Source organism: Streptomyces sp. NPDC048353 (assembly GCF_055587165.1).
In genome coordinates this window covers 1,157,689-1,179,985 of the sequence record NZ_JBVJGU010000001.1, presented here as the reverse complement: position 1 = coordinate 1,179,985, position 22,297 = coordinate 1,157,689, and the positions used below count along the sequence as shown (strand labels likewise).

Here is a 22,297-nt window from a genome sequence, read left to right as displayed (position 1 = left end):
CTCACCTGTTGGACGGGCCGCCGATCTGGATGCCCGCCATCCGGGTCCACTCGTAGGGGCCGGTCACGACCTTGGCGGCGAACTCGCCGTCGAACTCGTCGTGGAGGGTCAGTCCGGCCTTCTCGGCGGCCTGCTGGGCGACGGGGTACGAGGGCGCCACGAGGTCCCCCCAGCCGCCGTCCTCGCCGACGAGGACGATCCGGGTGCCGGTCTGGCCGATGTAGGCCAGCTGCCCCTCGGCGCCGCCGTGCTTCTCGGAGAACGCCCGGATCTGCTTGGCGAGCTTGGCCGCCTTGCGCTCTGCCTGCTTGGTGTCTGCCATGTGCAGGATGCTACCGAGGGGTAGATCCAGTGGCGACGGCCGGGGCGTGTGGGGTGTCCCACGCGCCCCGGCCGTCCGCACGAGCCTGGAGGTTCCGGTTCCGCTACCGCAGGAAGGGGTCCACCGCGACCGCCACGAAGAGCAGCGAGACATAGGTGATCGACCAGTGGAAGAGGCGCATCTCCTTGAGCTTCGCGCCGGTCGCGCCCGACTTGGCGCGGTTCAGGAGACCGTGCGCCTCCCAGAGCCACCAGCCGCCGGTGAGCAGCGCCACCGACGTGTAGAACCAGCCGGTGTAGCCGAGCGGCGTCAGCAGCAGCGAGACGGCGACCATGACCCAGCTGTAGGCGACGATCTGCCTGGCGACGACCTTGTTGGACGCGAGGACCGGCAGCATCGGCACGCCCGCGCGGGCGTAGTCGTCCTTCACCTTCATCGACAGCGGCCAGTAGTGCGGCGGCGTCCAGAAGAAGATGACGAGGAAGAGGATGACCGCGGCCCAGGACATCGAGTCGGTGACGGCCGACCAGCCGATGAGCACCGGCAGACAGCCGGCGATGCCGCCCCAGACGATGTTCTGCGCGGTGCGGCGCTTGAGGATCATCGTGTAGACGACGACGTAGAAGAGGAGCGCGCCGAGCGAGAGGGCGGCGGAGAGCCAGTTGACCAGGAGGCCGAACCAGAGGGTGGAGACGACGGCGAGGGTGAGGCCGAAGACCAGGCCCTCGCGCGGCGAGACCATGCCGGTGACCAGCGGGCGCTGCGAGGTGCGGTCCATCAGCGCGTCGATGTCGCGGTCGATGTACATGTTCAGCGCGTTGGCGCCGCCCGCCGACAGGTAGCCGCCGAAGCAGGTGGCGAGCACCAGCCACAGGTCGGGCACGCCCTGCTCGGCGAGGAACATCACCGGGACGGTGGTGATGAGCAGCAGCTCGATGATCCGCGGCTTGGTCAGCGCCACGAACGCCTTGACGCGGGCCCCGAACGGCCGATGGCCCCCCGGGCTGGGAGTCAAGACGACCCCTGCGGGTCGGGACTCGACGGCCGTCACGCACACCCCTGACAGAGAATTTCCCAGCAAGCTCCCCAGTGAAGACGGGGTGAAGACTTGCGCGTACCACGCCACTCTAGACGTTGCCCATACGCCGATCTTCTCCGGGGTGGGCTCGTGTTGAGTGGGCTCGTTCCGGGGCGTTCCGGCGCTCCGTCCCACGGATCGGACGTCCCTCGGGAGGCGAAGTGACAGAGTCGCCCTCAGTCTTGAAGTGTCCGCTCATTTGAGGGACATGCACTCGAAAAGATGGACGTTGTGTCGGGGGTAGGCTCGACAACGCCGGTACACCCTCAGTCACCGGCTTATGCAGACATGTGGAGAGGAGCCCTGACTCAGGGTGAGCACTAAGCCGACCACCACAGACCTCGAGTGGACCGAATTGGACCAGCGGGCCGTGGACACCGCCCGCATCCTGGCCGCGGACGCCGTACAGAAGGTCGGCAACGGCCATCCTGGTACGGCCATGAGCCTGGCCCCCGCCGCGTACACGCTCTTCCAGCGGGTGATGCGCCACGATCCGGCGGACCCGGAGTGGGTGGGCCGCGACCGGTTCGTGCTGTCCGCCGGGCACTCGTCCCTGACCCTCTACACCCAGCTGTACCTGGGCGGTTTCGGTCTCGAGCTGGACGACCTGAAGGCGTTCCGCACCTGGGGCTCGAAGACTCCGGGCCACCCGGAGTACGGCCACACCCGGGGCGTGGAGACGACGACCGGCCCGCTGGGCCAGGGTGTCGCCAACGCCGTGGGCATGGCGATGGCCGCCCGCTACGAGCGCGGCCTGTTCGACCCGGAGGCGGCCCCCGGCACCTCCCCCTTCGACCACCACGTGTACGTCGTCGCCGGCGACGGCTGCCTCCAGGAGGGCATCTCCGCCGAGGCGTCCTCGATGGCCGGTCACCAGAAGCTCGGCAATCTGATCCTGCTGTGGGACGACAACCACATCTCGATCGAGGGCGACACCGAGACGGCCGTGTCCGAGGACACGATGAAGCGGTACGAGGCCTACGGCTGGCACGTCCAGCGCGTCGAGCCGAAGGCCGACGGCGACCTGGACCCGGCCGGCCTCTACGCCGCCATCAAGGCCGCCGAGGCCGAGACCGAGCGCCCGTCGTTCATCGCGATGCGCTCGATCATCGCCTGGCCGGCCCCGAACGCGCAGAACACCGAGGCCGCGCACGGCTCGGCGCTGGGCGACGAGGAGGTCGCGGCCACCAAGCGCGTCCTCGGCTTCGACCCGGAGCAGAGCTTCGAGGTCTCCGACGCGGTCATCGGCCACACCCGCGCGCTCGGCGACCGCGGCCGCGAGGCCCGGGGCGCCTGGGAGAAGTCGCTCGCCGAGTGGCGTACGGCCAACCCCGAGCGGGCCGCCCTGTTCGACCGGATGCAGGCCAACGAGCTGCCCGAGGGCTGGGAGTCGAAGCTCCCGGTGTTCGAGGCCGGCAAGGGCGTGGCCACCCGTGCCGCCTCCGGCAAGGTCCTGCAGGCGCTCGGCGCGGTGATCCCGGAGCTGTGGGGCGGCTCGGCCGACCTCGCGGGTTCGAACAACACCACGATCGACAAGACCTCCTCGTTCCTGCCCGAGGGCAACCCGCTGCCGGAGGCCGACCCGTACGGCCGCACGATCCACTTCGGCATCCGCGAGCACTCCATGGCCGCGGAGATGAACGGCATCGCGCTGCACGGCAACACGCGGATCTACGGCGGCACCTTCCTGGTGTTCTCCGACTACATGCGCAACGCCGTGCGCCTGTCCGCGCTGATGCACCTGCCGGTGACGTACGTGTGGACGCACGACTCGATCGGTCTGGGCGAGGACGGCCCGACGCACCAGCCGGTGGAGCACCTGGCCTCGCTGCGCGCCATCCCGGGTCTGAACGTCGTGCGCCCGGCGGACGCCAACGAGACCGCGATCGCCTGGCGGGAGATCGTCAAGCGGCACACCCGCGAGTTCGGCAAGGGCGCCCCGCACGGTCTGGCGCTGACCCGCCAGGGCGTGCCGACGTACGCGCCGAACGAGGACACCGCCAAGGGCGGGTACGTGCTCTTCGAGGCCGAAGGGCCCTCCGGGCAGAACACAGAGCCGCAGGTCGTGCTGATCGCCACCGGCTCCGAGGTGCACCTGGCCGTCGAGGCCCGCGAGCAGCTCCAGGCCGAGGGCGTGCCGACCCGGGTGGTCTCGATGCCCTCGGTGGAGTGGTTCGAGGAGCAGGACCAGGGGTACAAGGACGCCGTTCTGCCGCCGTCGGTCAGGGCCCGGGTGGCCGTCGAGGCCGGCATCGGTCTCACCTGGCACAAGTACGTCGGTGACGCAGGCCGGATCGTCTCGCTGGAGCACTTCGGTGCGTCGGCGGACGCCAAGGTCCTCTTCCGCGAGTTCGGGTTCACCCCCGAGGCCGTCGCCGCCGCGGCGCGGGAATCTCTCGCCGCCGCCTCGCGCTGACGCCCATACGTACGACTAATGGAGATGCAACTCTCATGACAGACGCTCTCAAGCGCCTCTCCGACGAAGGCGTCGCGATCTGGCTGGACGACCTCTCGCGTCAGCGGATCACGTCCGGCAACCTGGCCGAGCTGATCGACCAGCAGCACGTGGTCGGTGTCACCACCAACCCGTCGATCTTCCAGAAGGCCATCTCGGAGGGTCACGGCTACGACCAGCAGCTGACCGACCTCGCCGCGCGCCGGGTCACCGTCGAAGAGGCCATCCGCATGATCACGACGGCGGACGTGCGTGACGCCGCCGACATCCTGCGTCCGGTCTTCGACGCGACCGGCGGCCAGGACGGCCGGGTCTCCATCGAGGTGGACCCGCGGCTGGCCCACAACACGACGGCCACCGTCGCCGAGGCCAAGCAGCTGGCCTGGCTGGTCGACCGGCCCAACACGCTCATCAAGATCCCGGCCACCGAGGCGGGTCTGCCGGCGATCACCGAGGTCATCGGCCTCGGCATCAGCGTCAACGTGACGCTGATCTTCTCGCTGGAGCGCTACCGCAAGGTCATGGACGCCTACCTGGCCGGTCTCGAGAAGGCCAAGGAGCGCGGCCTGGACCTGTCCAAGATCCACTCGGTGGCGTCCTTCTTCGTGTCCCGCGTGGACACGGAGATCGACAAGCGCCTGGACTCGGTCGGCACGGACGAGGCCAAGGCCCTGAAGGGCAAGGCGGCCCTCGCGAACGCCCGTCTCGCGTACGAGGCGTACGAAGAGGTCTTCTCATCTGAGCGCTGGGCGGCGCTGGACAAGGCGCAGGGCAACAAGCAGCGTCCGCTGTGGGCGTCGACCGGCGTGAAGGACCCGGCGTACAAGGACACCCTGTACGTGGTGGACCTGGTCGCCCCCGGCACCGTCAACACCATGCCCGAGGCCACCCTGGAGGCGACCGCCGACCACGGCGAGGTCTCCGGTGACACCGTGCGGGGCACCTACCAGCAGGCGCGCGCCGAGCTGGACGCCGTCGCGAAGCTCGGCATCTCGTACGACGACGTCGTGCAGCTGCTGGAGGACGAGGGCGTCGAGAAGTTCGAGGCGGCCTGGAACGACCTGCTCAAGTCGACCGAGGCGGAGCTCCAGCGCCTCGCACCTTCGGAGGCGTAACCACCTTGAGCGCTGTCCACGGAGCCAACCCGCTCCGTGACGCCGCAGACCGACGGCTCCCGCGCATCGCGGGGCCGTCGGGTCTGGTGATCTTCGGCGTCACGGGCGATTTGTCCCGGAAAAAGCTGATGCCCGCCGTCTATGACCTGGCCAACCGCGGCCTGCTGCCGCCGGGCTTCGCGCTCATCGGCTTCGCCCGCCGCGAGTGGCAGGACGAGGACTTCGCACAGGAGGTCCACGACGCCGTCGAGCAGCACGCCCGCACCCCGTTCCGCGAGGAGGTGTGGCAACAGCTGATCCAGGGGATGCGCTTCGTCCAGGGAGACTTCGACGACGACGACGCCTTCGAGCAGCTGAAGTCCACCATCGAGGAGCTGGACAAGGCGCAGGGCACCGGCGGCAACTTCGCCTTCTACCTCTCCGTGCCGCCGAAGTTCTTCCCCAAGGTCGTCCAGCAGCTGAAGAAGCACGGCCTGGCCGACCAGAAGAACGGCTCCTGGCGCCGCGCGGTCATCGAGAAGCCCTTCGGCCACGACCTCGCCTCCGCCAAGGAGCTGAACGAGGTCGTCCACGAGGTCTTCCCGCCCAACGAGGTCTTCCGGATCGACCACTACCTCGGCAAGGAGACCGTCCAGAACATCCTGGCGCTCCGCTTCGCCAACACCCTCTTCGAGCCGATCTGGAACCGGTCGTACGTCGACCACGTGCAGATCACCATGGCCGAGGACATCGGCATCGGCGGCCGGGCCGGCTACTACGACGGCATCGGCGCCGCCCGGGACGTCATCCAGAATCACCTCCTCCAGCTGCTCGCGCTGACCGCGATGGAGGAGCCCGCCTCCTTCGACGCGGACGCGCTCGCGGCCGAGAAGACCAAGGTGCTCGGCGCGGTCAAGCTGCCCAAGGACCTGGGCGCCTCGACCGTGCGCGGCCAGTACGCCGCCGGATGGCAGGGCGGCGCCAAGGCCGTCGGCTATCTGCAGGAGGACGGGATCGACCCCAAGTCGAAGACCGACACCTTCGCCGCGGTCAAGCTGGAGATCGACAACCGCCGCTGGGCGGGCGTCCCCTTCTACCTCCGTACCGGCAAGCGGCTCGGCCGCCGCGTCACCGAGATCGCGGTCGTCTTCCAGCGCGCCCCGCACTCCCCCTTCGACTCCACCGCGACGGAGGAGCTGGGCCAGAACGCCCTGGTCATCCGGGTGCAGCCGGACGAGGGCGTGACGATGCGCTTCGGCTCCAAGGTGCCCGGCACCTCGATGGAGGTCCGGGACGTGTCGATGGACTTCGCCTACGGCGAGTCCTTCACGGAGTCCAGCCCCGAGGCGTACGAGCGGCTCCTGCTTGACGTGCTGCTCGGCGACTCGAACCTCTTCCCGCGGGTCGAGGAGGTCGAGCTGTCCTGGAAGATCCTCGACCCGATCGAGCAGTACTGGGACAAGCACGGCAAGCCCGCGCAGTACCAGTCCGGGACCTGGGGTCCGGTCGAGGCGGACGACATGCTCGCACGAGACGGACGGAGCTGGCGCAGGCCATGAAGACGGACCTGACGGACACCACGTCCAGCAAGATCAACAAGGCGCTGGTGCTCGGACGGCGGGCCATCGGCACGCCGGCCGTCGGCATGGTGCTCACCCTCGTCATCGTCACCGACGAGGAGAACGCCTACGACGCCCTGAAGGCCGCCAACGACGCGTCCCGCGAGCACCCCTCGCGGACGCTGGTGGTCATCAAGCGGGTCTCGCGTTCGCCGCGTGACCGGGCGAAGGCGCGGCTCGACGCCGAGGTCCGCCTCGGCGCCGACGCCAGCACCGGCGAGACGGTCGTCCTGCGGCTGTACGGCGAGGTCGTCGACCACGCCCAGTCGGTGGTCCTTCCGCTACTGCTGCCCGACGCCCCCGTGGTCGTCTGGTGGCCGGTCAACGCCCCGGCCGACCCGGCGAACGACCCGCTGGGCGCGCTCGCCCAGCGGCGGGTGACGGACACCTACGCGTGCGAGCAGCCGATCCGCGAGCTGACCGGACGCGCGGAGCGGTACACCCCCGGGGACACGGACCTGTCATGGACCCGGATCACCCCCTGGCGTTCGATGCTGGCCGCCGCGCTCGACCAGGTCGTGTGCGAGGTCACCTCGGCCGAGGTGGAGGGCGAGGAGTTCAACCCGAGCGTCGAACTGCTCGCCATGTGGCTGGCGGACCGGCTGAAGGTGCCGGTACGGCGGGCCAAGTCGTCCGGTCCCGGGCTCACCTCCGTCCGGATGGAGTCCACCTGCGGGCCGATCGTCCTCGACCGGCCGGACGGCTCGCTGGCGACGCTCTCCATCGAGGGGCAGCCGGACCGTGCCGTGGCGCTGAAGCGCCGTGAGACGGCGGAGCTGATCGCGGAGGAGCTGCGGCGGCTCGACCCGGACGACACCTACGCCTCGGCGCTGCGGTACGGCGTCCACCGGCTGGAGGAGAACGTCGCCCCGACGGCTCCCGAGCCGGCCGAAGCGGCGGCGGCCACCGACCCCGCTCCCTCGTCGGCGAAGAAGCCCGCGGCGAGGAAGGCGGCGTCCAAGTGAGGGTTCCGCAGCTCGTCGTCCACCGCGACAAGGAGCTGATGGCCCAGGCGGCCGCGGCCCGGCTGATCACGCGGATCGTGGACGCCCAGGCCGCGCGCGGCTCGGCGTCCGTGGTCCTCACCGGGGGCCGCAACGGCAACGGGCTCCTCGCGGCGCTCGGCGCGGCTCCGGCCCGGGACGCGGTCGACTGGTCGCGGCTCGACCTGTGGTGGGGCGACGAGCGGTTCCTGCCCGAGGGCGACCCGGAGCGGAACGTCACCCAGGCCCGTGCGGCGCTGCTCGACAGCGTGCCGCTGGACCCGGCGCGGGTGCACGCCATGCCGGCCTCGGACGGTCCGTACGGTGACGACGTGGAGGCGGCGGCCGCCGCCTACGCCACCGAACTGGCCGCCGCGGCCGGTCCCGAGGACCATGCCGCGGTGCCGTCGTTCGACGTGCTGATGCTGGGCGTCGGGCCGGACACCCATGTGGCCTCGCTCTTCCCGGAGCTTCCGGCGGTCCGCGAGACCGAGCGGACGGTGGTCGGGGTGCACGGCGCGCCGAAGCCGCCGCCGACCCGGGTCTCGCTGACCCTTCCGGCGATCCGGGCGGCGCGCGAGGTCTGGCTGCTGGCGGCGGGCGAGGACAAGGCGAAGGCGGCGGCGATGGCGCTGTCGGGCGCCGGCGAGATCCAGGCGCCGGCGGCCGGGGCGTACGGCCGGTCGCGGACGCTCTGGCTGCTCGACGCCGCGGCGGCCTCGGAGCTGCCGCGTGATCTGTACCCGTCGGCGTCGGCCTGACGGACGGCTTGTCGGACGGGCGTGAAGGCCCGGTTCACCCGTGGGTGGGCCGGGCCTTCGGCGTCGGTACGGGTTCCAGGAAGGGCGCGAGGAGTCCGGGCACCGCCGCCGCCGCGAAGGCGAGGCCCTCGCTCTCGTCGGCGTCGAGGATGTCGTACGCCCCCGCGCCGGCCGCCGTGGTCGCGGTCAGCGTCAGGACCCCCGCGCGGCGCTGGAAGACGGACTGCTTGACGGTCCAGCCGATGACCCCGCCGCGCTGGAGCGCGACCGTGGCGCGCCGGACGGTGCCGGACCGGATGACGAGATAGCCGTCCGTGACCCCGTGCCCGAGGCCGCGGTAGGCGTCGAGGGCGAAGAGGACACCGGTCGGGACCAGGACGACCGCGCAGGCCGCCGCGACGTGGAACAGGACGGGGGTCAGGAGGGCGCCCAGGACCGCGAGGACCACGACCGGGGCGAGAGCGGCCCACAGGGCCCAGCGCAGCCGCCGGCCGCGGGCGGCGCGGGGGTGGGCGACGAGCGGGGCGCCGGTGGGCGCCGCGGGTTCGCGCAGGACCTGGGCGGCGACCCGGTCCGCGACGGCCCGGGGGGCCGGGGGCAGCAGGGTCTTGTGGTCGCCGTGCTTGTCCTCGTCGTCGTGGGTGAGGCCGGTGGCGACGGCGTCGACGCGGGCGGCGCGGCAGAGCCGTACGCCCAGCGGCTCGACGAGTTCCACGCCGCGCAGCCGCCGTTCCTCGATCGAGACCGAGCGGGCGGTGAGCAGTCCGCGGCGCACCCGCAGGGTGCCGCCGGGCTCGCGCTCCAGTCGGTAGTTCCACCACATCTCGACCCAGAGACCGAGCGCGCCGACGATTCCGGCGAGGGTGGCCAGCAGCACCAGGACGACGATCATCCAGACGACCGGTGTGTCCCGGAAGCGGTCGCCCACCCAGTCGATGACCGCGCCCTGGGCGCCGAACCACTGGCTGACCTGCATCACGGCTCCGGCCGCGGCTCCGCCGAGGAGCGGGGCGACGAAGGAGACGGGGGCGTAGCGGATCCAGCTCGGGTCGAGGGCGGCGAGCGCGCCGTCGTGCCGGGCGTCCTGCGCGTCGGGGACCTGCCGGTCGAGGAGTTCGCGGCGCAGCCGCTCCCCCTCCGCCCTGCTGACCGGGTCGAGTTCGAGGGTGGACTCGCCTCCGCCGCTGTTCTCGCCGGTGCCGATGCGGACCTTGACGAGGCCGAGCACGCGCTGCAGCGGATGGGCGGTGAGGTCGACGCTGCGGATGCGTTCGCGGGCCAGCGAGCGGCGTTTGACCAGCAGGAGCCCGGTGTGGAGTTCGACCCTCCCCCAGCCTTCGGCCGGGGGCGCCCCCGTCTGGCTCGGCTCCGCCCCGATGCGGTAGCGGGTGCGGCGCCAGCGGACGTAGTCGACGGCGGAGCCCGCGCCGACGAGCAGAAGGGCTCCGGCGAGGACCCAGGCGACGGCCTGCCACAGCGGCAGGGAGCCGGCGAGGCCGAGCGCGACGGGCAGCCCGGCCCCGCCGGCGACGCCCGCGAGGACGGCGGCGGTGACCAGGACCGTACGGCGGTCCAGGCGCCGCCACTCCTCGGCCGGTGTCATGTCGCGTCCCCGGGCGTGGCCTGGGTGATGCGGGTCAGCCGCCGGGCGAGGTCGGCGGCGAGTTCGTGGTCCAGGCCCTGGATCCGGACCGCGCCCTTGGAGGACGCGGTCGTCACGGTCACCGTGGCGAGCCTGAAGGCCTGTTCCAGCGGTCCCCGTATGGTGTCGACGGTCTGGATCCGGGACATCGGGGCGATCCGCCACTCCTGCCAGATGGCTCCCGTACGGACGTAGACGGCGTCCTCCGTCACCTCCCAGCGGTGCACCCGGAACCACCAGGCGGGGAAGAACGCGGTGCAGGCCAGGCCCGCCGCGGCCGTGGCCGCGGCGGCGAGCAGCAGCGCGAACCGCGCGGGGGCGAGGAAGACGCCGAGGACGCCGAGGACGAGCACCGGGACGGCGGTCGTCACCAGCCACTGGGTCCGCCACCAGGTGACGGCCCGTTCGTTCAGCGTGTTGTCCGGCGGTCGCAGCCGCACCTCGGTCCCCACCGCGTTCTCCCCCCTGGTCATCGGATCAGCCGCGTCCGCGCAGGGTGCGGTAGGTGTCGACGAGTGCGGCGGTCGAGCCGTCGAGCCGGTCGCCGCCCTCGCCCCGGGTCAGGACCGGCTCGATCTTCTTGGCGAGGACCTTGCCGAGCTCGACGCCCCACTGGTCGAAGGAGTCGATGTTCCAGACGGCGCCCTGGACGAACACCTTGTGTTCGTAGAGGGCGATGAGCTGGCCGAGGACGGAGGGCGTGAGCTCCTTGGCCAGGATGGTGGTCGTGGGGTGGTTGCCCCGGAAGGTCTTGTGCGGGACCAGCTCCTCGGCCACGCCCTCGGCCCGGACCTCCTCCGGGGTCTTGCCGAAGGCCAGCGCCTGGGTCTGGGCGAAGAAGTTGGCCATCAGCAGGTCGTGCTGCGGGACCAGACCCGGCGGCAGGTCGGCGACGGGCTCGGCGAAGCCGATGAAGTCCGCCGGGATGACCTTGGTGCCCTGGTGGATCAACTGGTAGTAGGCGTGCTGCCCGTTGGTGCCGGGGGTGCCCCAGACGACGGGCCCGGTCTGCCAGTCGACGGGGACGCCGTCACGGTCGACGGACTTGCCGTTGGACTCCATGTCGAGCTGCTGGAGGTAGGCGGTGAACTTCGAGAGGTAGTGCGAGTACGGCAGGACGGCGTGCGACTGGGCGTCGAAGAAGGCGCCGTACCAGACGCCGAGCAGCCCGAGGAGCAGCGGCGCGTTCTCCTCGGCGGGGGCCGTACGGAAGTGCTCGTCGACGAGGTGGAAGCCGTCGAGCATCTCGCGGAAGCGGTCCGGGCCGATGGCGATCATCAGCGAGAGGCCGATGGCCGAGTCGTAGGAGTAGCGGCCGCCGACCCAGTCCCAGAACTCGAACATGTTCGCCGTGTCGATGCCGAACTCCTCGACCTTCTCGGCGTTGGTCGACAGCGCCACGAAGTGGCGGGCGACGGCCTCCTGGCCGGCCCCGAGTCCGGTGAGGAGCCAGGTCCGGGCGGAGGTGGCGTTGGTGATCGTCTCGATGGTGGTGAAGGTCTTCGAGGCGACGATGAAGAGCGTCTCGGCCGGGTCGAGGTCGCGGACGGCCTCGTGGAGGTCGGCGCCGTCGACGTTGGAGACGAAACGGACCGTCAGGTCCCGCCGGGTGTAGGCGCGCAGGACCTCGTAGGCCATGGCGGGGCCGAGGTCGGAGCCGCCGATGCCGATGTTCACGATGTTCTTGATCGGCTTGCCGGTGTGGCCGGTCCACTCCCCCGCGCGGACCTTGTCGGCGAAGGCGCCCATCCTGTCCAGGACGGCGTGCACCGCGGGGACGACGTTCTCTCCGTCGACCTCGACGACCGCGTCGCGCGGGGCGCGCAGCGCGGTGTGCAGCACCGCCCGGTCCTCGGTGGTGTTGATCTTCTCGCCGCGGAACATGGCGTCGCGCAGCTCGGCGACGCCGGTCGCGGCGGCCAGCTCGCGCAGCAGCGCCAGCGTCTCGTCGGTCACCAGGTGCTTGGAGTAGTCCAGGTACAGGTCGCCGACCCGCAGGGTGTAGCCGGTGCCCCGGTCGGGGTGGTCCGCGAACAGGTCGCGCAGATGGGTCTCGCCCCACTGCTCACGGTGCTTGCCGAGGGCGGCCCACTCCGGCGTCTGGTTGAGCCGCACGCGGCCTTCGGTCTTCATCTCGGACATCGCCCACTTCTTCTCTCACTGCCTGTTGCCCCGCTGCCTTCCCAACCTAATTGATCGCCGGTGCCGACGACGCGACGGCGCCGTGAACGGGCGATGGCGTCGGGTGCCGGGGCGTCAGCGGCCGCCGGAGTGCGGGGAGCTGGGGGGGGCAGCGGCGCGTCAGTGGCCGCCGCGGTGGAGGCGGCCCGCGTAGTGGGCCTCCAGGGCCGCGTTGCGCTCATGGCCGCCCGGCAGGTTGGCCGAGACGTAGACCGGCGGCCGGTGGCCCTCGGCGAGCAGCAGGGCGACCGCCTCGGCGACCACCATCTGCACGAGGAGGGAGGAGGTGAGGGTGGAGATGCCGCAGAGCCCGCCGCCGTCGGGCAGCGGTAGCACCGCGTCGCCGGTGGGGGCGCGATTGTCGAGGACGACGTCGGCGAGGTCGGCGAGCCGGTGGCCGCCGGCGTGCAGGGCGGGAACGGCGTGGGTGTGTTCCAGGGAGGTGAGGGCGACCAGCCGGTGACCGGCGGCGGTGACCTTCAGCGCCAGGTCGACGACCGCGTTGTTCACACCGGAGTTCGAGATGATGACGAAGAGGTCCTGGGGGCGGGGCGTGGCCAGGGCGTAGAGGCGTTCGGCGAGGCCCGGGGAGCGTTCCAGAAGCGGGTCGGCGAGCACCGCCGGGTCCTCTCCGCCGCGCAGGACGAGGTCGGCGAGGGAGAGACGGCTGGTGGGCACGAGGCCCCCGGCGCGGCCGGCGATCTCCAGGGCGGCGGCCTGGGAGTGCCCGGTGCCGAAGGCGTGGACCACTCCGTCGGCGGCGACGCAGTCGGCGAGGAGCCGGGCGGCGGCGGGGACGGTCTTCTCGTTGGCGGTGACGGCACGCTCGACGGCGTCCCGGGCGTACTCGGCGAAGAGGGCGGCACCGAGGGGCGGTTGCGGCATGAGCGGACCTCCGCTGGTTCGTTGAACCTATTTCTGGAGAGCGATCCGAATCAATGAACCAGCGGCGGCCGAGCCCGTCAAGAGCGCCCGCCCGACGGCCGCGGGTGGGGCGCGGGGTTCAGGCCCGGCCCGGCGGCCGGGGCCGTGACGGCCGCTACCGGTACGGAAGCCGGGCCAGGGACACCGCGCCCGTGAGGCCGTCCGGAGCAGGGCGGGGGGTCAGGCCCGACCGGGCCACATGGGCGGTGAGCCGGGGCAGCAGCGGGCCGCCGGGGCCGAGCAGACCACCCGTCACCACCAGCGGCTCGCCCGGGCGGGGCGCCAACGCGCAGACGGTGGCCGCCAGTTCCTCCGCCGCCCGGTCGAGCAGCTCCCCGGCCACCGCGTCCCCGGCCCGCTCGGCATCGGCCACCAGGGGGCTCAGCGCGGCGAGGCGGACCGGGTGCCCGGCGTACCCGTACCCGACGATGTCCTCCTTGCTCAGCCCGCCGCACAGCTCCCCCACCGGCCCGGCGAGGGCGGTGGCAGGGCCGCGGCCGTCGAGGGAGCGCAGTACGGCCCGCAGCGCCTCGCGCCCCAGCCAGAAGCCGCTGCCCCCGTCACCGAGCAGCCAGCCGTCGCCGTCCACGGTCAGGACCGCCCGGCGGCGCTCCACCCGCGCGGCGGCGGCGCCCGTCCCGGCGATCAGGACGAGTCCGTCCGCCGGCGTGCCGGGCCCCGAGGCGAAGGCGATGTCCGCGTCCCCGAAGACCTCGACGCGTCCCGGGACGATCCCGGTCGCGGCCAGCGCCTCGGCCAGCGCCGAGCGGGCGTTGTCGTGGCCGCCGCCCGGTCCGCCGCCCGCGAAGCCGGCCACGACGGCGAGGACCGCGCCGCGCCGCCCCTCCGGCACGGCGGTGCCCAGGGCCGCCGCCAGGTTTCCGACCAGGGCCGCGCGCGGAACGCTCAGCGCGTTGCCCGGGCCGCCCGCCCCCTCCCCGAGGCTCTCCCCGGTCGCCGCGTCGGCGAGCCGCGCCCGCGTCCGCGTACCGCCGGCGTCGACGCCGACGACCACCGGCCGGCCCGGCCCGTCGGCCGCAGGGCCGCCGGCCCCCGTCTGAATCCCGGATTCGTTCATCAGCCCGCATGGTGGTTGATAGATTCACGCCTCGACAAGACCCCCGACCCGCCCGGGCAGGAGTGAGGCCCCCGTGATCACCGCGCTGATCCGTTCCGAACTTCCCCGGATGTCCGGTTCACTGCGCAAGGTCGGCGCCTGGGTGCTCGACGATCCGGCGCGGGTCGCGGGCGTCTCCGCCGCCGAGCTGGGCCGCCGCACCGGTACGTCCCAGGCCACGGTGACCCGGTTCTGCCGGGCCCTCGGCCTCGACTCGTACCAGCGGCTGCTGCTGGCCCTCGCCCAGGAGCAGGGCGAGGAGGACCGCGGCGGGCAGACGCGCCCGCTCGGCCCCGACATCGGCCCCGACGACCCGCTCGACCAGGTCGTCGCGGCCGTCGCCCGGGCCGATCAGCAGGCGCTGCGCCGGACCGCCGAGCGGCTGGACCTCGACACCCTCGACCGCGCGGCCCGGGCCCTGGCGACGGCACGCCGTATCGACGTGTACGGCGTCGGTGCCTCCGGGGTCGTGGCCCAGGAGACCCAGGCGCGGCTCTTCGGCATCGGCTGCGACGCCCGGGGCTGGACCGAGGTGCACGCGGCGGAGACCTCGGCCGCCCTGCTGACGCCCGCCGACGCGGTCGTGGCGCTCTCGCACTCCGGCGCCACCCGCGAGGTGCTCGCCCCGCTGCGGCTGGCGGCGGAGCGCGGCGCCACCACCCTGGCGGTGACCGGCGATCCGCGCTCCCCCGTCGCCCGGGCCGCCGGGATCCATCTGACCTCGACCTCGGCGGAGACCGGCTTCCGGCGCGGCGGTTTCGGGACGCGGCATTCGGTGCTGCTGATCCTGGACTGCCTCTACGCGCGCGTGGCGCAGCTGACCTACCAGCGGTCGACGGCGTCGATGGCGCTCACCGCGCACATCGCGGACAAGCACCGTTGACGGCGGCCCGCGCGCGGGCGTGCGGACATGCGAAACGGGCCCTGCCCGCGAACTCGGTTCGCGGGCAGGGCCCGTTCGTCACACCTTCACGCCGGGATCAGATCTCGCCGCGCAGTTTGGCGAGCGCCTCGGCGAGGATCGCCTCGCCGTCGGCGTCGCTGCGCCGCTCGCGCACGTACGCGAGATGCGTCTTGTACGGCTCGGTGCGCGGCGGGTCCGGCGGGTTGTCCCGGTCCTGACCGGCCGGGAAACCGCAGCGCGGGCAGTCCCACGTCTCCGGAACCTGCGCGTCACTGGCGAAGCTCGGCTGCGTCTCGTGCCCGTTCGAGCACCAGAAGGAGATGCGGAGGCGCGGCGCCGACTCGCCGCGCTCGGCCTCCCCCATCGGCCCCGCTCCGACCCGGCTTCCCCGGATCGCGTTGCCACTTGCCACGGTCGTAACTCCCTGCGTGATGGTGCTCGAAGATGCCCCAGTCTACGTAAGGCCCAACGCGCGTCCAGTGATTGGAGTTACACAGAACTCCGCCACGCCGGAACGGACGCTCAGCCGTTCACCTTCATCAGAAGTGCAAGTACGATAATGCACGCGAACCAGAGCAGACCGACCACCACGGTGATCCGGTCCAGGTTGCGCTCGGCGACGGAGGATCCGCCGACGGAGGACTGCATACCTCCACCGAACATGTCGGAGAGGCCGCCGCCCTTTCCCTTGTGCATCAGCACGAGCAGCATCAGCAGCCCGCTGAAGACGATCAGGGCGATCGAGAACCCCATAACCACGGCTGGACCCTACTTCCTGGCAATTCGGGAAAAGTACGAACGACGGGGGCCGACAGGCTCACACAGCCTGGTCGGCCCCCGCAAGGGTACGACGGATCGCCGCTACCGCATACTCACTGGTCGCGGAAGCGGACGATCCTCACGAACTCCTCGGCGTCCAGTGCGGCGCCGCCCACGAGGGCGCCGTCCACGTCCGGCTGCGCCATGATCGCGGCGACGTTCCCGGCCTTGACCGAGCCGCCGTACTGGATGCGGACCTTGTCGGCCAGCTCCTGCGAGTACAGCTCCGCGAGACGGCCGCGGATCGCGCCGCAGACCTCCTGGGCGTCCTCCGGGGTGGCCACCTCGCCGGTGCCGATGGCCCACACCGGCTCGTAGGCGATCACGATGGACTCGGCCTGCTCGGCCGAGACGTCCTGCAGACCGCCGTCGAGCTGCTTCAGGGTGTACGGGACCTGCTCGCCGGCCTTGCGGACGTCCAGGCCCTCGCCGACGCAGAGGATCGGGGTCAGGCCGTGCTGGTAGGCGGCCTTCACCTTGGCGTTGCAGACCTCGTCCGACTCGGCGTGGTACTGGCGGCGCTCGGAGTGCCCCACGGCGACGTAGGCGCACTTCAGCTTGGACAGCATCGCGCCGGAGATCTCGCCGGTGTAGGCACCGGACTCGTGCGCCGACAGGTCCTGGGCGCCGTACTTGATCTTGAGCTTGTCGCCGTCGATCAGGGTCTGCACGGACCGCAGGTCGGTGAAGGGCACCAGCACCGCGACCTCGACGGCGTCGTAGTCCTTGTCGGTGAGGGCGAAGGCGAGCTTCTGGACGTGCGCGATGGCCTCGAGGTGGTTGAGGTTCATCTTCCAGTTGCCCGCCATCAGCGGGGTACGCGAACTCACTTTTTCTCAGTCCTCCAGAGCGGCGAGGCCGGGGAGCGTCTTGCCCTCGAGGTATTCGAGGCTGGCGCCACCACCGGTGGAAATGTGGCCGAAGGCGTTCTCGTCGAAGCCCAGGGTCCGGACGGCGGCGGCGCTGTCGCCACCGCCCACGACGGTGTACGCGCTGCTGTCGACCAGGGCCTTCGCGACGGCGGCGGTACCGCCGGCGTAGTCGGGGTGCTCGAAGACGCCCACCGGGCCGTTCCAGAAGACGGTCTCGGCGTCGGCGATCTTCGACGCGTACAGCTCGCGCGTCTTCGGGCCGATGTCGAGGCCCTCCTTGTCGGCCGGGATCTTGTCCGCGTCGACGGTGACGAAGTCCGCCGGGGCCTTCGTCTTCAGGTCCGGGAACTCGCCGGCGGCCAGGATGTCGACGGGGAGGACCAGCTCGACGCCGTTCGCCTCGGCGCGCTTCATGTACTCCTTGACGACGTCCACCTGGTCCTTCTGGAGCAGGGAGATGCCGACCTCGTAGCCCTTGGCGTAGAGGAAGGTGTACGCCATGCCGCCGCCGATCAGCAGGCGGTCGGCCTTGCCGAGCAGCTCGTCGATGACGGCCAGCTTGTCGGAGACCTTGGCGCCGCCCAGGACGACGACGTACGGGCGCTTGACGTCGGAGGTCAGCTTCTTCAGGACGCCGACCTCGGTGGCGATGAGGTAGCCGGCGGCGTGCGGCAGGCGGGCCGGGAGGTCGAAGACCGAGGCGTGCTTGCGGTGCACGGCGCCGAAGCCGTCGCCGACGTACAGGTCGGCGAGCGTGGCCAGCCGGTCCGCGAACGCGCCGCGCTCGGCGTCGTCCTTGGAGGTCTCGCCGGCGTTGAAGCGGAGGTTCTCCAGCACGGCGACCCGGCCGTCGGCGAGGCCCGCGACGGTGGCGGTGGCGGAGTCGCCGACCGTGTCCGTCGCGAAGGCCACGTCGGCGCCGAGCAGTTCGCCCAGCCGCGCGGCGGCGGGGGCGAGGGAGAACGCCGGGTCCGGGGCGCCCTTCGGGCGGCCCAGGTGCGAGGCGACCACGACACGGGCACCTGCGTCGGCGAGCGCCTTGACCGTGGGGAGGACGGCGCGGATCCGGCCGTCGTCGGTGATGGTGGTGCCGTCCAGGGGCACGTTGAGGTCGGCGCGGACGAATACCCGCTTGCCGGCGACGCCTTCGGCGAGAAGCTCGTCGATCGTCTTCATCTTGTCCTGACTCCTTGGAACGCGGTGGAGCACACGAGACAGGGCTCGTACAGCGCGACGTTACGCTGTCCGAGCCCTGCGCTCACATCAAGGGGTGCCTGCCCTGAGGCTTAGAGCTGACCGCCGACGAAGACGGTGAGGTCGACGAGACGGTTGGAGTAGCCCCACTCGTTGTCGTACCAGCCGAGGATCTTCACCGAGGTCCCCTCCTGGACCATGGTCAGGGAGGAGTCGAAGGTGCAGGAGGCCGGGTCGCTGACGATGTCCGACGACACGATCGGGTCCTCGGTGTAGTAGAGGATGCCCTTGAGGTCGCCGTCCTCGGACGCCTTCTTGAAGGCGGCGTTGACCTCGTCCTTGGTGACCTCGCGCTGCAGGGTCACGACGAGGTCGGTGGCCGAGCCGGTCGGGACCGGGACGCGCATGGCGATGCCGTCCAGCTTGCCCTTGAGCTGCGGGAGGACCAGGGCGGTGGCCTTGGCGGCACCGGTCGTGGTGGGGATGATGTTCTCCGCGGCGGCGCGGGCGCGACGCAGGTCGGAGTGCGGGAAGTCCAGGATGCGCTGGTCGTTGGTGTACGCGTGGACCGTCGTCATCAGGCCCTTGACGATGCCGAAGTTCTCGTCGAGGACCTTGGCCATCGGCGCCACGCAGTTGGTGGTGCAGGAGGCGTTGGAGATGACGTGGTGGTTGGCCGCGTCGTACTTGTCCTGGTTGACGCCCATCACGATGGTGATGTCCTCGTCCTTGGCCGGAGCCGAGATGAGGACCTTCTTGGCGCCACCGGCGATGTGCTTCTCGGCGTCGGCCTTCTTGGTGAAGATGCCGGTCGACTCGATGACGATGTCGACGCCCAGGTCGCCCCAGGGGATGTCGGCCGGGTTGCGCTCGGAGAGCACCTTGATGGTGTGGCCGTCGACGGTGATGGTGTCGGCGGTGTGGGTGACCTCGGCCTTGAGGCGTCCCAGGATCGTGTCGTACTTCAGCAGGTGAGCAGTGGTCGCGGTGTCACCCAGGTCGTTGACAGCCACGATCTCGATGTCGGCACCCTGCTCAAGGAGCGCGCGGAAGTAGTTGCGACCGATGCGGCCAAAGCCGTTGATGCCTACGCGGATCGTCACGAACCGATCTCCTCGTTAGGTACGCCGGTTTCGACGCCGGCGAGATTCTTTTAGGGATGTCCCCGACCGCTTACGACCCTACCTCTCCCATCGGCTGAGAGTGACATCGTGTGCGGCTGGAAACCCCTGGGAATGCACCGTGGCCCGTAACTACCGGCGGGTTCGAGCCACGGTGCGGCTTTCATCCCGATCACTGACTGTGATCAAAAGGGCGGGTGGTCGCTCAGCCGTGCACCGCGCGGAGCGCCTTCCGGATCAGTGCGCTGCGCTGGTCCGCGCGCGTGACGTGCTCCAGGCCGAAACCGAGGAGGACGGTGTCACGCGTGGTGACGGCGGCCTGGGAGTGGAAAAGCCCGGTGGAGCGGGTCCAGTCGCTGCCGTTCCCGGGGCTGCCGGCCGGCGGTCCCGGTACGGACCAGGCGCCGAGCGCGGTCTCGAAGCCCTCGGCGTCGGTCGCCGTGGAGCCGACGACGAGCTTGGTGTCGTCGACGAAGGCGCCCATCTCTCCGGTGCCGGGGTCCGAGATGTACGAGATCGACAGCTCGACCGTCCGGCCCGCGTAGGCGCTGAGGTCGATCGAGGCCTGCCGCCAGCCGTGGGAGGGGCCGGTGAAGGCGTTCCAGGAGCCGGTGGTGCCGGTGGTGGCGCAGCCGCCCTCGCCGACCGTCAGGTAGCGGGCGAGGAAGGGGTGGCCCTGGACGTAGTAGCCCTCGCCGCAGTCGGCGGGGGCGGTGGTGGAGGTGCCGCCGTTGGCGTCGGGGAGCGTGGTCCAGTCGTCCTGGCCGGCGGTGTGGGCCTCGACGACGAGGTTGTCGTAGCCGGGCTCGGTGTCGTAGCTGACCTGGAAGGAGAGGCTCGGCTTCGCCGCGGCGGGCACCGCGGTGAGGTCGACGGTGCGGGTGAGGCGGCTCCAGGTGTCGTCGGCGTGGCGTACGGCGGCGAAGTACGCGCCCTCGTACGGCTCGAAGGGGGTGCGGACGCCCGGGTAGTCACCGGCGGAGGCGCTGCTGCCGAAGTCGGGGAACTGCCGCGGGGGCAGGGTGTCCGAGGTGACGGTGTACGCGCCGGCGTTGTCCAGCGGGTTGCCGGCGGCGGCGCCGAGGGTCGCCGAGGCGCCCGCGAAGCCGCCGGCTCCGGCGAAGCCGGGCGGGTTCTTCAGGCCGGCCCGGTGGTAGGCGCCGAGGTAGTACTGGGCGAAGTCGTTGGAGTCGGCGCGGCCGATGTCGACGAGGCCGCCGGACTTCTCGCCGGCGTTGAGCAGCTTGCCGCCCTCGTTGAGGTAGTCGCGGACGGCCAGCATGACCGGCCCGGAGGGCTGCTCGGCGCCGGTGTACCAGACGACGGTCCGGAAGTGGCTGAGGACGCCGAGCGGGTCCGGGACGCCCTGGGTGGCGACGTCCCAGACTGCGGCCTTGCGGCCGCTGTCGGCGAGCGCCTTCACGTAGGCGGCGGTGTGCCGTGCGGCGGTCGTGCCGCCCTCCTCGGCGAGGACGAGGACGTCGCCGCGCGGCCGCTCGGCCACGGTGTACGTGAACGGGGTGGAGGAGGCCGCCCTGCCCTCGCGGGTACGGGCGGTGAACCAGACCTCGACCGTGTCGCCCGGCTCGGCGTCCTCCACCTCGGCCCGGTACCGGTCGAAGTAGAGGTTGTCCTCGCCGCCGTAGGTCTCGCCGCCCTTCCACGCCTCCAGCCGCTCGCTGTGGACGCGGCCGCCGTTGACGCGGTACCTGAGCTCCTTGCCGCGCAGGCTCTTGCGGGCGGTGACGGACACCTCCTGGTCGCCGCCGCGGGCGTAGGAGGTGGCGAAGGGCTGCGGGGTGAAGTCGGGGGCTTCGAGACCGGTGACGGAGACGGGCCGGTCGGGCCGGGCCGCGCTCTCGGCGACGGCGACGGCGAAGGGCACGTTCTTGGCGAACTCCGCCTGGATCAGCTTCTCGTCGTCGGGGAAGGTGAAGACCGAGGCGCAGTCGGCGGGTTCCCAGGCGTCGGCGGGGTCGACGCGGGAGGCGGTGGCACAGGTCGACATCTCCGGGGTGAACATCTGCATGCCGTTGACGTTGGCCGCGTGTCCGTCGGCCTCGCCGTTGGTGGTGTAGAGCTCGGAGGAGACCTGGGGGCGGTAGCCGGGCACGGCGGACTTCTCCGGGGTGCCGGCGAGCGCCTTGAGGGCCACGTCGTCCGGGGTGTCGGTGGCGACCTGCCAGCCCACGCCGTACAGCAGCAGCTGGGCGGCGGAGTGGTAGTTGATGCCGTACTGGAAGCCGATGCGCCGCTGGAAGGCGTCGAGGGCCCGGGTCTCCGGCTCGGACATGGGGCGGGGACCGCGGAAGGTCTCGTCGGCCGGGTCGGGCGACGAGCCCTCGTTGTCGTAACCCCACTTGTAGGCGAAGTTGCGGTTGAGGTCGACGCCGTCGTCCGGGCCGATCTTCCCGTCGCCGTCGTTGTCGCGGAGGTTCTTGCGCCACTGGCGGTTCGCCGGGTCGGCGTGGGTGTGGTCGTAGCCGTCCGGGTTGGCGGAGAGGACGAACCACAGCTCGGTGGTGTCGACGACCCGGGTGAGCCGGGCGTCCTTGCCGTAGCCGTCGAGGTAGTGGTGCATCAGCCGCCGGGTCATCTCGGTGGTGATCCACTCGCGGGCGTGCTGGTTGGAGGCGTAGAGGGTGGCGGGCCGGGATCCGTCCCGGATCGCGCGGGCGCCCTTGCTGATCTTGAGGGCGAGGATGTCCTGGCCCCTGACGGTCTTCCCGATGGAGACGACCTTGGTCAGGCCGGGGTGGGCCCGGGCCGTGGCGAGGATCTCCTGCTTCAGTCCGCCGGCTCCGCCGTACGGGCGGAAGACGCCGTCCCCGGCGCCGGCGACGCGCCGGGCGGCCTGGGCGGAGAGCGTGTGCTCGGCCAGCTCGACGCCCTTGCCGCGGAGCCCGGCCGCCTGCCGGTCGGTGAGGTGGAGCTCCAGGGTGGCGGAGCCCTTCTCGGGCACCTGCTCGGTGAGTTCGTGCGCGTCGGTGCCGGCTTCGAGGAGCAGCGGGACCTGTGCCCGGCTGACCTCCGCACGCCATACGGAGAGGGCGTCGCCGCCGTCGGTGTCCTGTGGTGCCGCTCCGGCGACGGGTGCCGTCGCCAGACCCGCGATCAGCAGTGAAGCCGCGGCGAGGATCGATCTCGCTCTGCGTCTCATGAGCCCCCCTTGCTGTTGTCTGCCACGAAGGTGAACAGACGACAGGCTCAT

At 71.5% G+C, this 22,297-nt stretch carries 19 protein-coding genes; 6 read left to right on the top strand and 13 right to left on the bottom strand.

Annotated elements, in window-relative coordinates; translation table 11 throughout:
* Position 1: 1 nt before the first annotated feature.
* Positions 2-322 (bottom strand): hypothetical protein, encoded by a 321-nt coding sequence (locus ACZ6RC_RS05235; RefSeq protein ID WP_391140580.1) that lies wholly within the window; start codon positions 320-322, stop codon positions 2-4.
* Positions 323-425: 103 nt separating this feature from the next.
* Positions 426-1,373, bottom strand: a complete 948-nt coding sequence (locus ACZ6RC_RS05230; protein WP_391140581.1) for a heme o synthase — start codon at positions 1,371-1,373, stop codon at positions 426-428.
* Between the two features lie 340 nt (positions 1,374-1,713).
* On the opposite strand from ACZ6RC_RS05230, the gene tkt reads away from it, so the two are divergent.
* Genes tkt through pgl form a run of 5 tightly spaced genes read left to right on the top strand, consistent with a single transcriptional unit; the run spans position 1,714 to position 8,312 of the window.
* Positions 1,714-3,816 carry a transketolase gene (gene tkt / locus ACZ6RC_RS05225; RefSeq protein ID WP_453615100.1) on the top strand — a complete coding sequence of 701 codons (2,103 nt, stop codon included), beginning with the start codon at positions 1,714-1,716 and terminating at the stop codon, positions 3,814-3,816.
* A gap of 35 nt (positions 3,817-3,851) precedes the next feature.
* On the top strand, positions 3,852-4,970 hold the full coding sequence (gene tal, locus ACZ6RC_RS05220; protein WP_469579372.1) for a transaldolase: 1,119 nt from the start codon (positions 3,852-3,854) through the stop codon (positions 4,968-4,970).
* A 5-nt stretch (positions 4,971-4,975) separates the two neighbouring features.
* Positions 4,976-6,508, top strand: a complete 1,533-nt coding sequence (gene zwf / locus ACZ6RC_RS05215) for a glucose-6-phosphate dehydrogenase (protein WP_391140584.1) — start codon at positions 4,976-4,978, stop codon at positions 6,506-6,508.
* Entirely contained in the window at positions 6,505-7,533 is a 1,029-nt protein-coding gene (gene opcA, locus ACZ6RC_RS05210; RefSeq protein ID WP_391140585.1) for a glucose-6-phosphate dehydrogenase assembly protein OpcA, read from the top strand. The genes zwf and opcA overlap by 4 nt, the downstream gene beginning before the upstream one ends.
* On the top strand, positions 7,530-8,312 hold the full coding sequence (pgl, locus tag ACZ6RC_RS05205) for a 6-phosphogluconolactonase (RefSeq protein WP_391140586.1): 783 nt from the start codon (positions 7,530-7,532) through the stop codon (positions 8,310-8,312). The genes opcA and pgl overlap by 4 nt, the downstream gene beginning before the upstream one ends.
* 34 nt (positions 8,313-8,346) lie before the next feature.
* On the opposite strand, the gene ACZ6RC_RS05200 is transcribed toward pgl, so the two are convergent.
* The 5 genes from ACZ6RC_RS05200 to ACZ6RC_RS05180 form a co-directional block, all read right to left on the bottom strand.
* Positions 8,347-9,915 (bottom strand): PH domain-containing protein, encoded by a 1,569-nt coding sequence (locus ACZ6RC_RS05200; RefSeq protein WP_469579369.1) that lies wholly within the window; start codon positions 9,913-9,915, stop codon positions 8,347-8,349.
* On the bottom strand, positions 9,912-10,427 hold the full coding sequence (locus tag ACZ6RC_RS05195; protein WP_453615108.1) for a PH domain-containing protein: 516 nt from the start codon (positions 10,425-10,427) through the stop codon (positions 9,912-9,914). The genes ACZ6RC_RS05200 and ACZ6RC_RS05195 overlap by 4 nt, the downstream gene beginning before the upstream one ends.
* A gap of 4 nt (positions 10,428-10,431) precedes the next feature.
* Positions 10,432-12,096: a glucose-6-phosphate isomerase gene (pgi, locus tag ACZ6RC_RS05190; RefSeq protein WP_453615110.1), complete on the bottom strand. Its 1,665-nt coding sequence runs from the start codon at positions 12,094-12,096 to the stop codon at positions 10,432-10,434.
* Positions 12,097-12,255: 159 nt separating this feature from the next.
* Positions 12,256-13,020, bottom strand: coding sequence for a sugar isomerase domain-containing protein (locus ACZ6RC_RS05185; RefSeq protein WP_469579367.1), 765 nt, complete (start codon positions 13,018-13,020; stop codon positions 12,256-12,258).
* 154 nt (positions 13,021-13,174) lie between these two features.
* Entirely contained in the window at positions 13,175-14,137 is a 963-nt protein-coding gene (locus tag ACZ6RC_RS05180; RefSeq protein ID WP_469579365.1) for an N-acetylglucosamine kinase, read from the bottom strand.
* Between the two features lie 73 nt (positions 14,138-14,210).
* Between ACZ6RC_RS05180 and ACZ6RC_RS05175 the strand changes: the two genes are divergently transcribed.
* Complete coding sequence (locus ACZ6RC_RS05175) at positions 14,211-15,059, top strand: MurR/RpiR family transcriptional regulator (RefSeq protein ID WP_391140592.1); 849 nt, start codon at positions 14,211-14,213, stop codon at positions 15,057-15,059.
* Between the two features lie 97 nt (positions 15,060-15,156).
* Here ACZ6RC_RS05175 and ACZ6RC_RS05170 read toward each other — a convergent pair whose 3' ends face one another.
* The 6 genes from ACZ6RC_RS05170 to ACZ6RC_RS05145 all read right to left on the bottom strand — a co-directional run bounded on the left by ACZ6RC_RS05170 (position 15,157) and on the right by ACZ6RC_RS05145 (position 22,246).
* Entirely contained in the window at positions 15,157-15,492 is a 336-nt protein-coding gene (locus ACZ6RC_RS05170; protein ID WP_003976875.1) for an RNA polymerase-binding protein RbpA, read from the bottom strand.
* 110 nt (positions 15,493-15,602) lie between these two features.
* Complete coding sequence (gene secG, locus ACZ6RC_RS05165) at positions 15,603-15,833, bottom strand: preprotein translocase subunit SecG (RefSeq protein ID WP_391140593.1); 231 nt, start codon at positions 15,831-15,833, stop codon at positions 15,603-15,605.
* 119 nt (positions 15,834-15,952) lie between these two features.
* The gene (gene tpiA / locus ACZ6RC_RS05160) at positions 15,953-16,729 is read right to left on the bottom strand and encodes a triose-phosphate isomerase (protein ID WP_391140594.1); all 777 of its coding nucleotides are present in this window, start codon (positions 16,727-16,729) and stop codon (positions 15,953-15,955) included.
* Between the two features lie 6 nt (positions 16,730-16,735).
* A complete protein-coding gene (locus tag ACZ6RC_RS05155) occupies positions 16,736-17,947 on the bottom strand; it encodes a phosphoglycerate kinase (protein ID WP_391140595.1) in 1,212 nt (403 codons plus the stop codon).
* A gap of 110 nt (positions 17,948-18,057) precedes the next feature.
* Positions 18,058-19,068: a type I glyceraldehyde-3-phosphate dehydrogenase gene (gene gap, locus ACZ6RC_RS05150; protein WP_391140596.1), complete on the bottom strand. Its 1,011-nt coding sequence runs from the start codon at positions 19,066-19,068 to the stop codon at positions 18,058-18,060.
* 223 nt (positions 19,069-19,291) lie between these two features.
* Positions 19,292-22,246 (bottom strand): M14 family metallopeptidase, encoded by a 2,955-nt coding sequence (locus ACZ6RC_RS05145; protein WP_469579362.1) that lies wholly within the window; start codon positions 22,244-22,246, stop codon positions 19,292-19,294.
* Between the last annotated feature and the right edge of the window lie 51 nt (positions 22,247-22,297).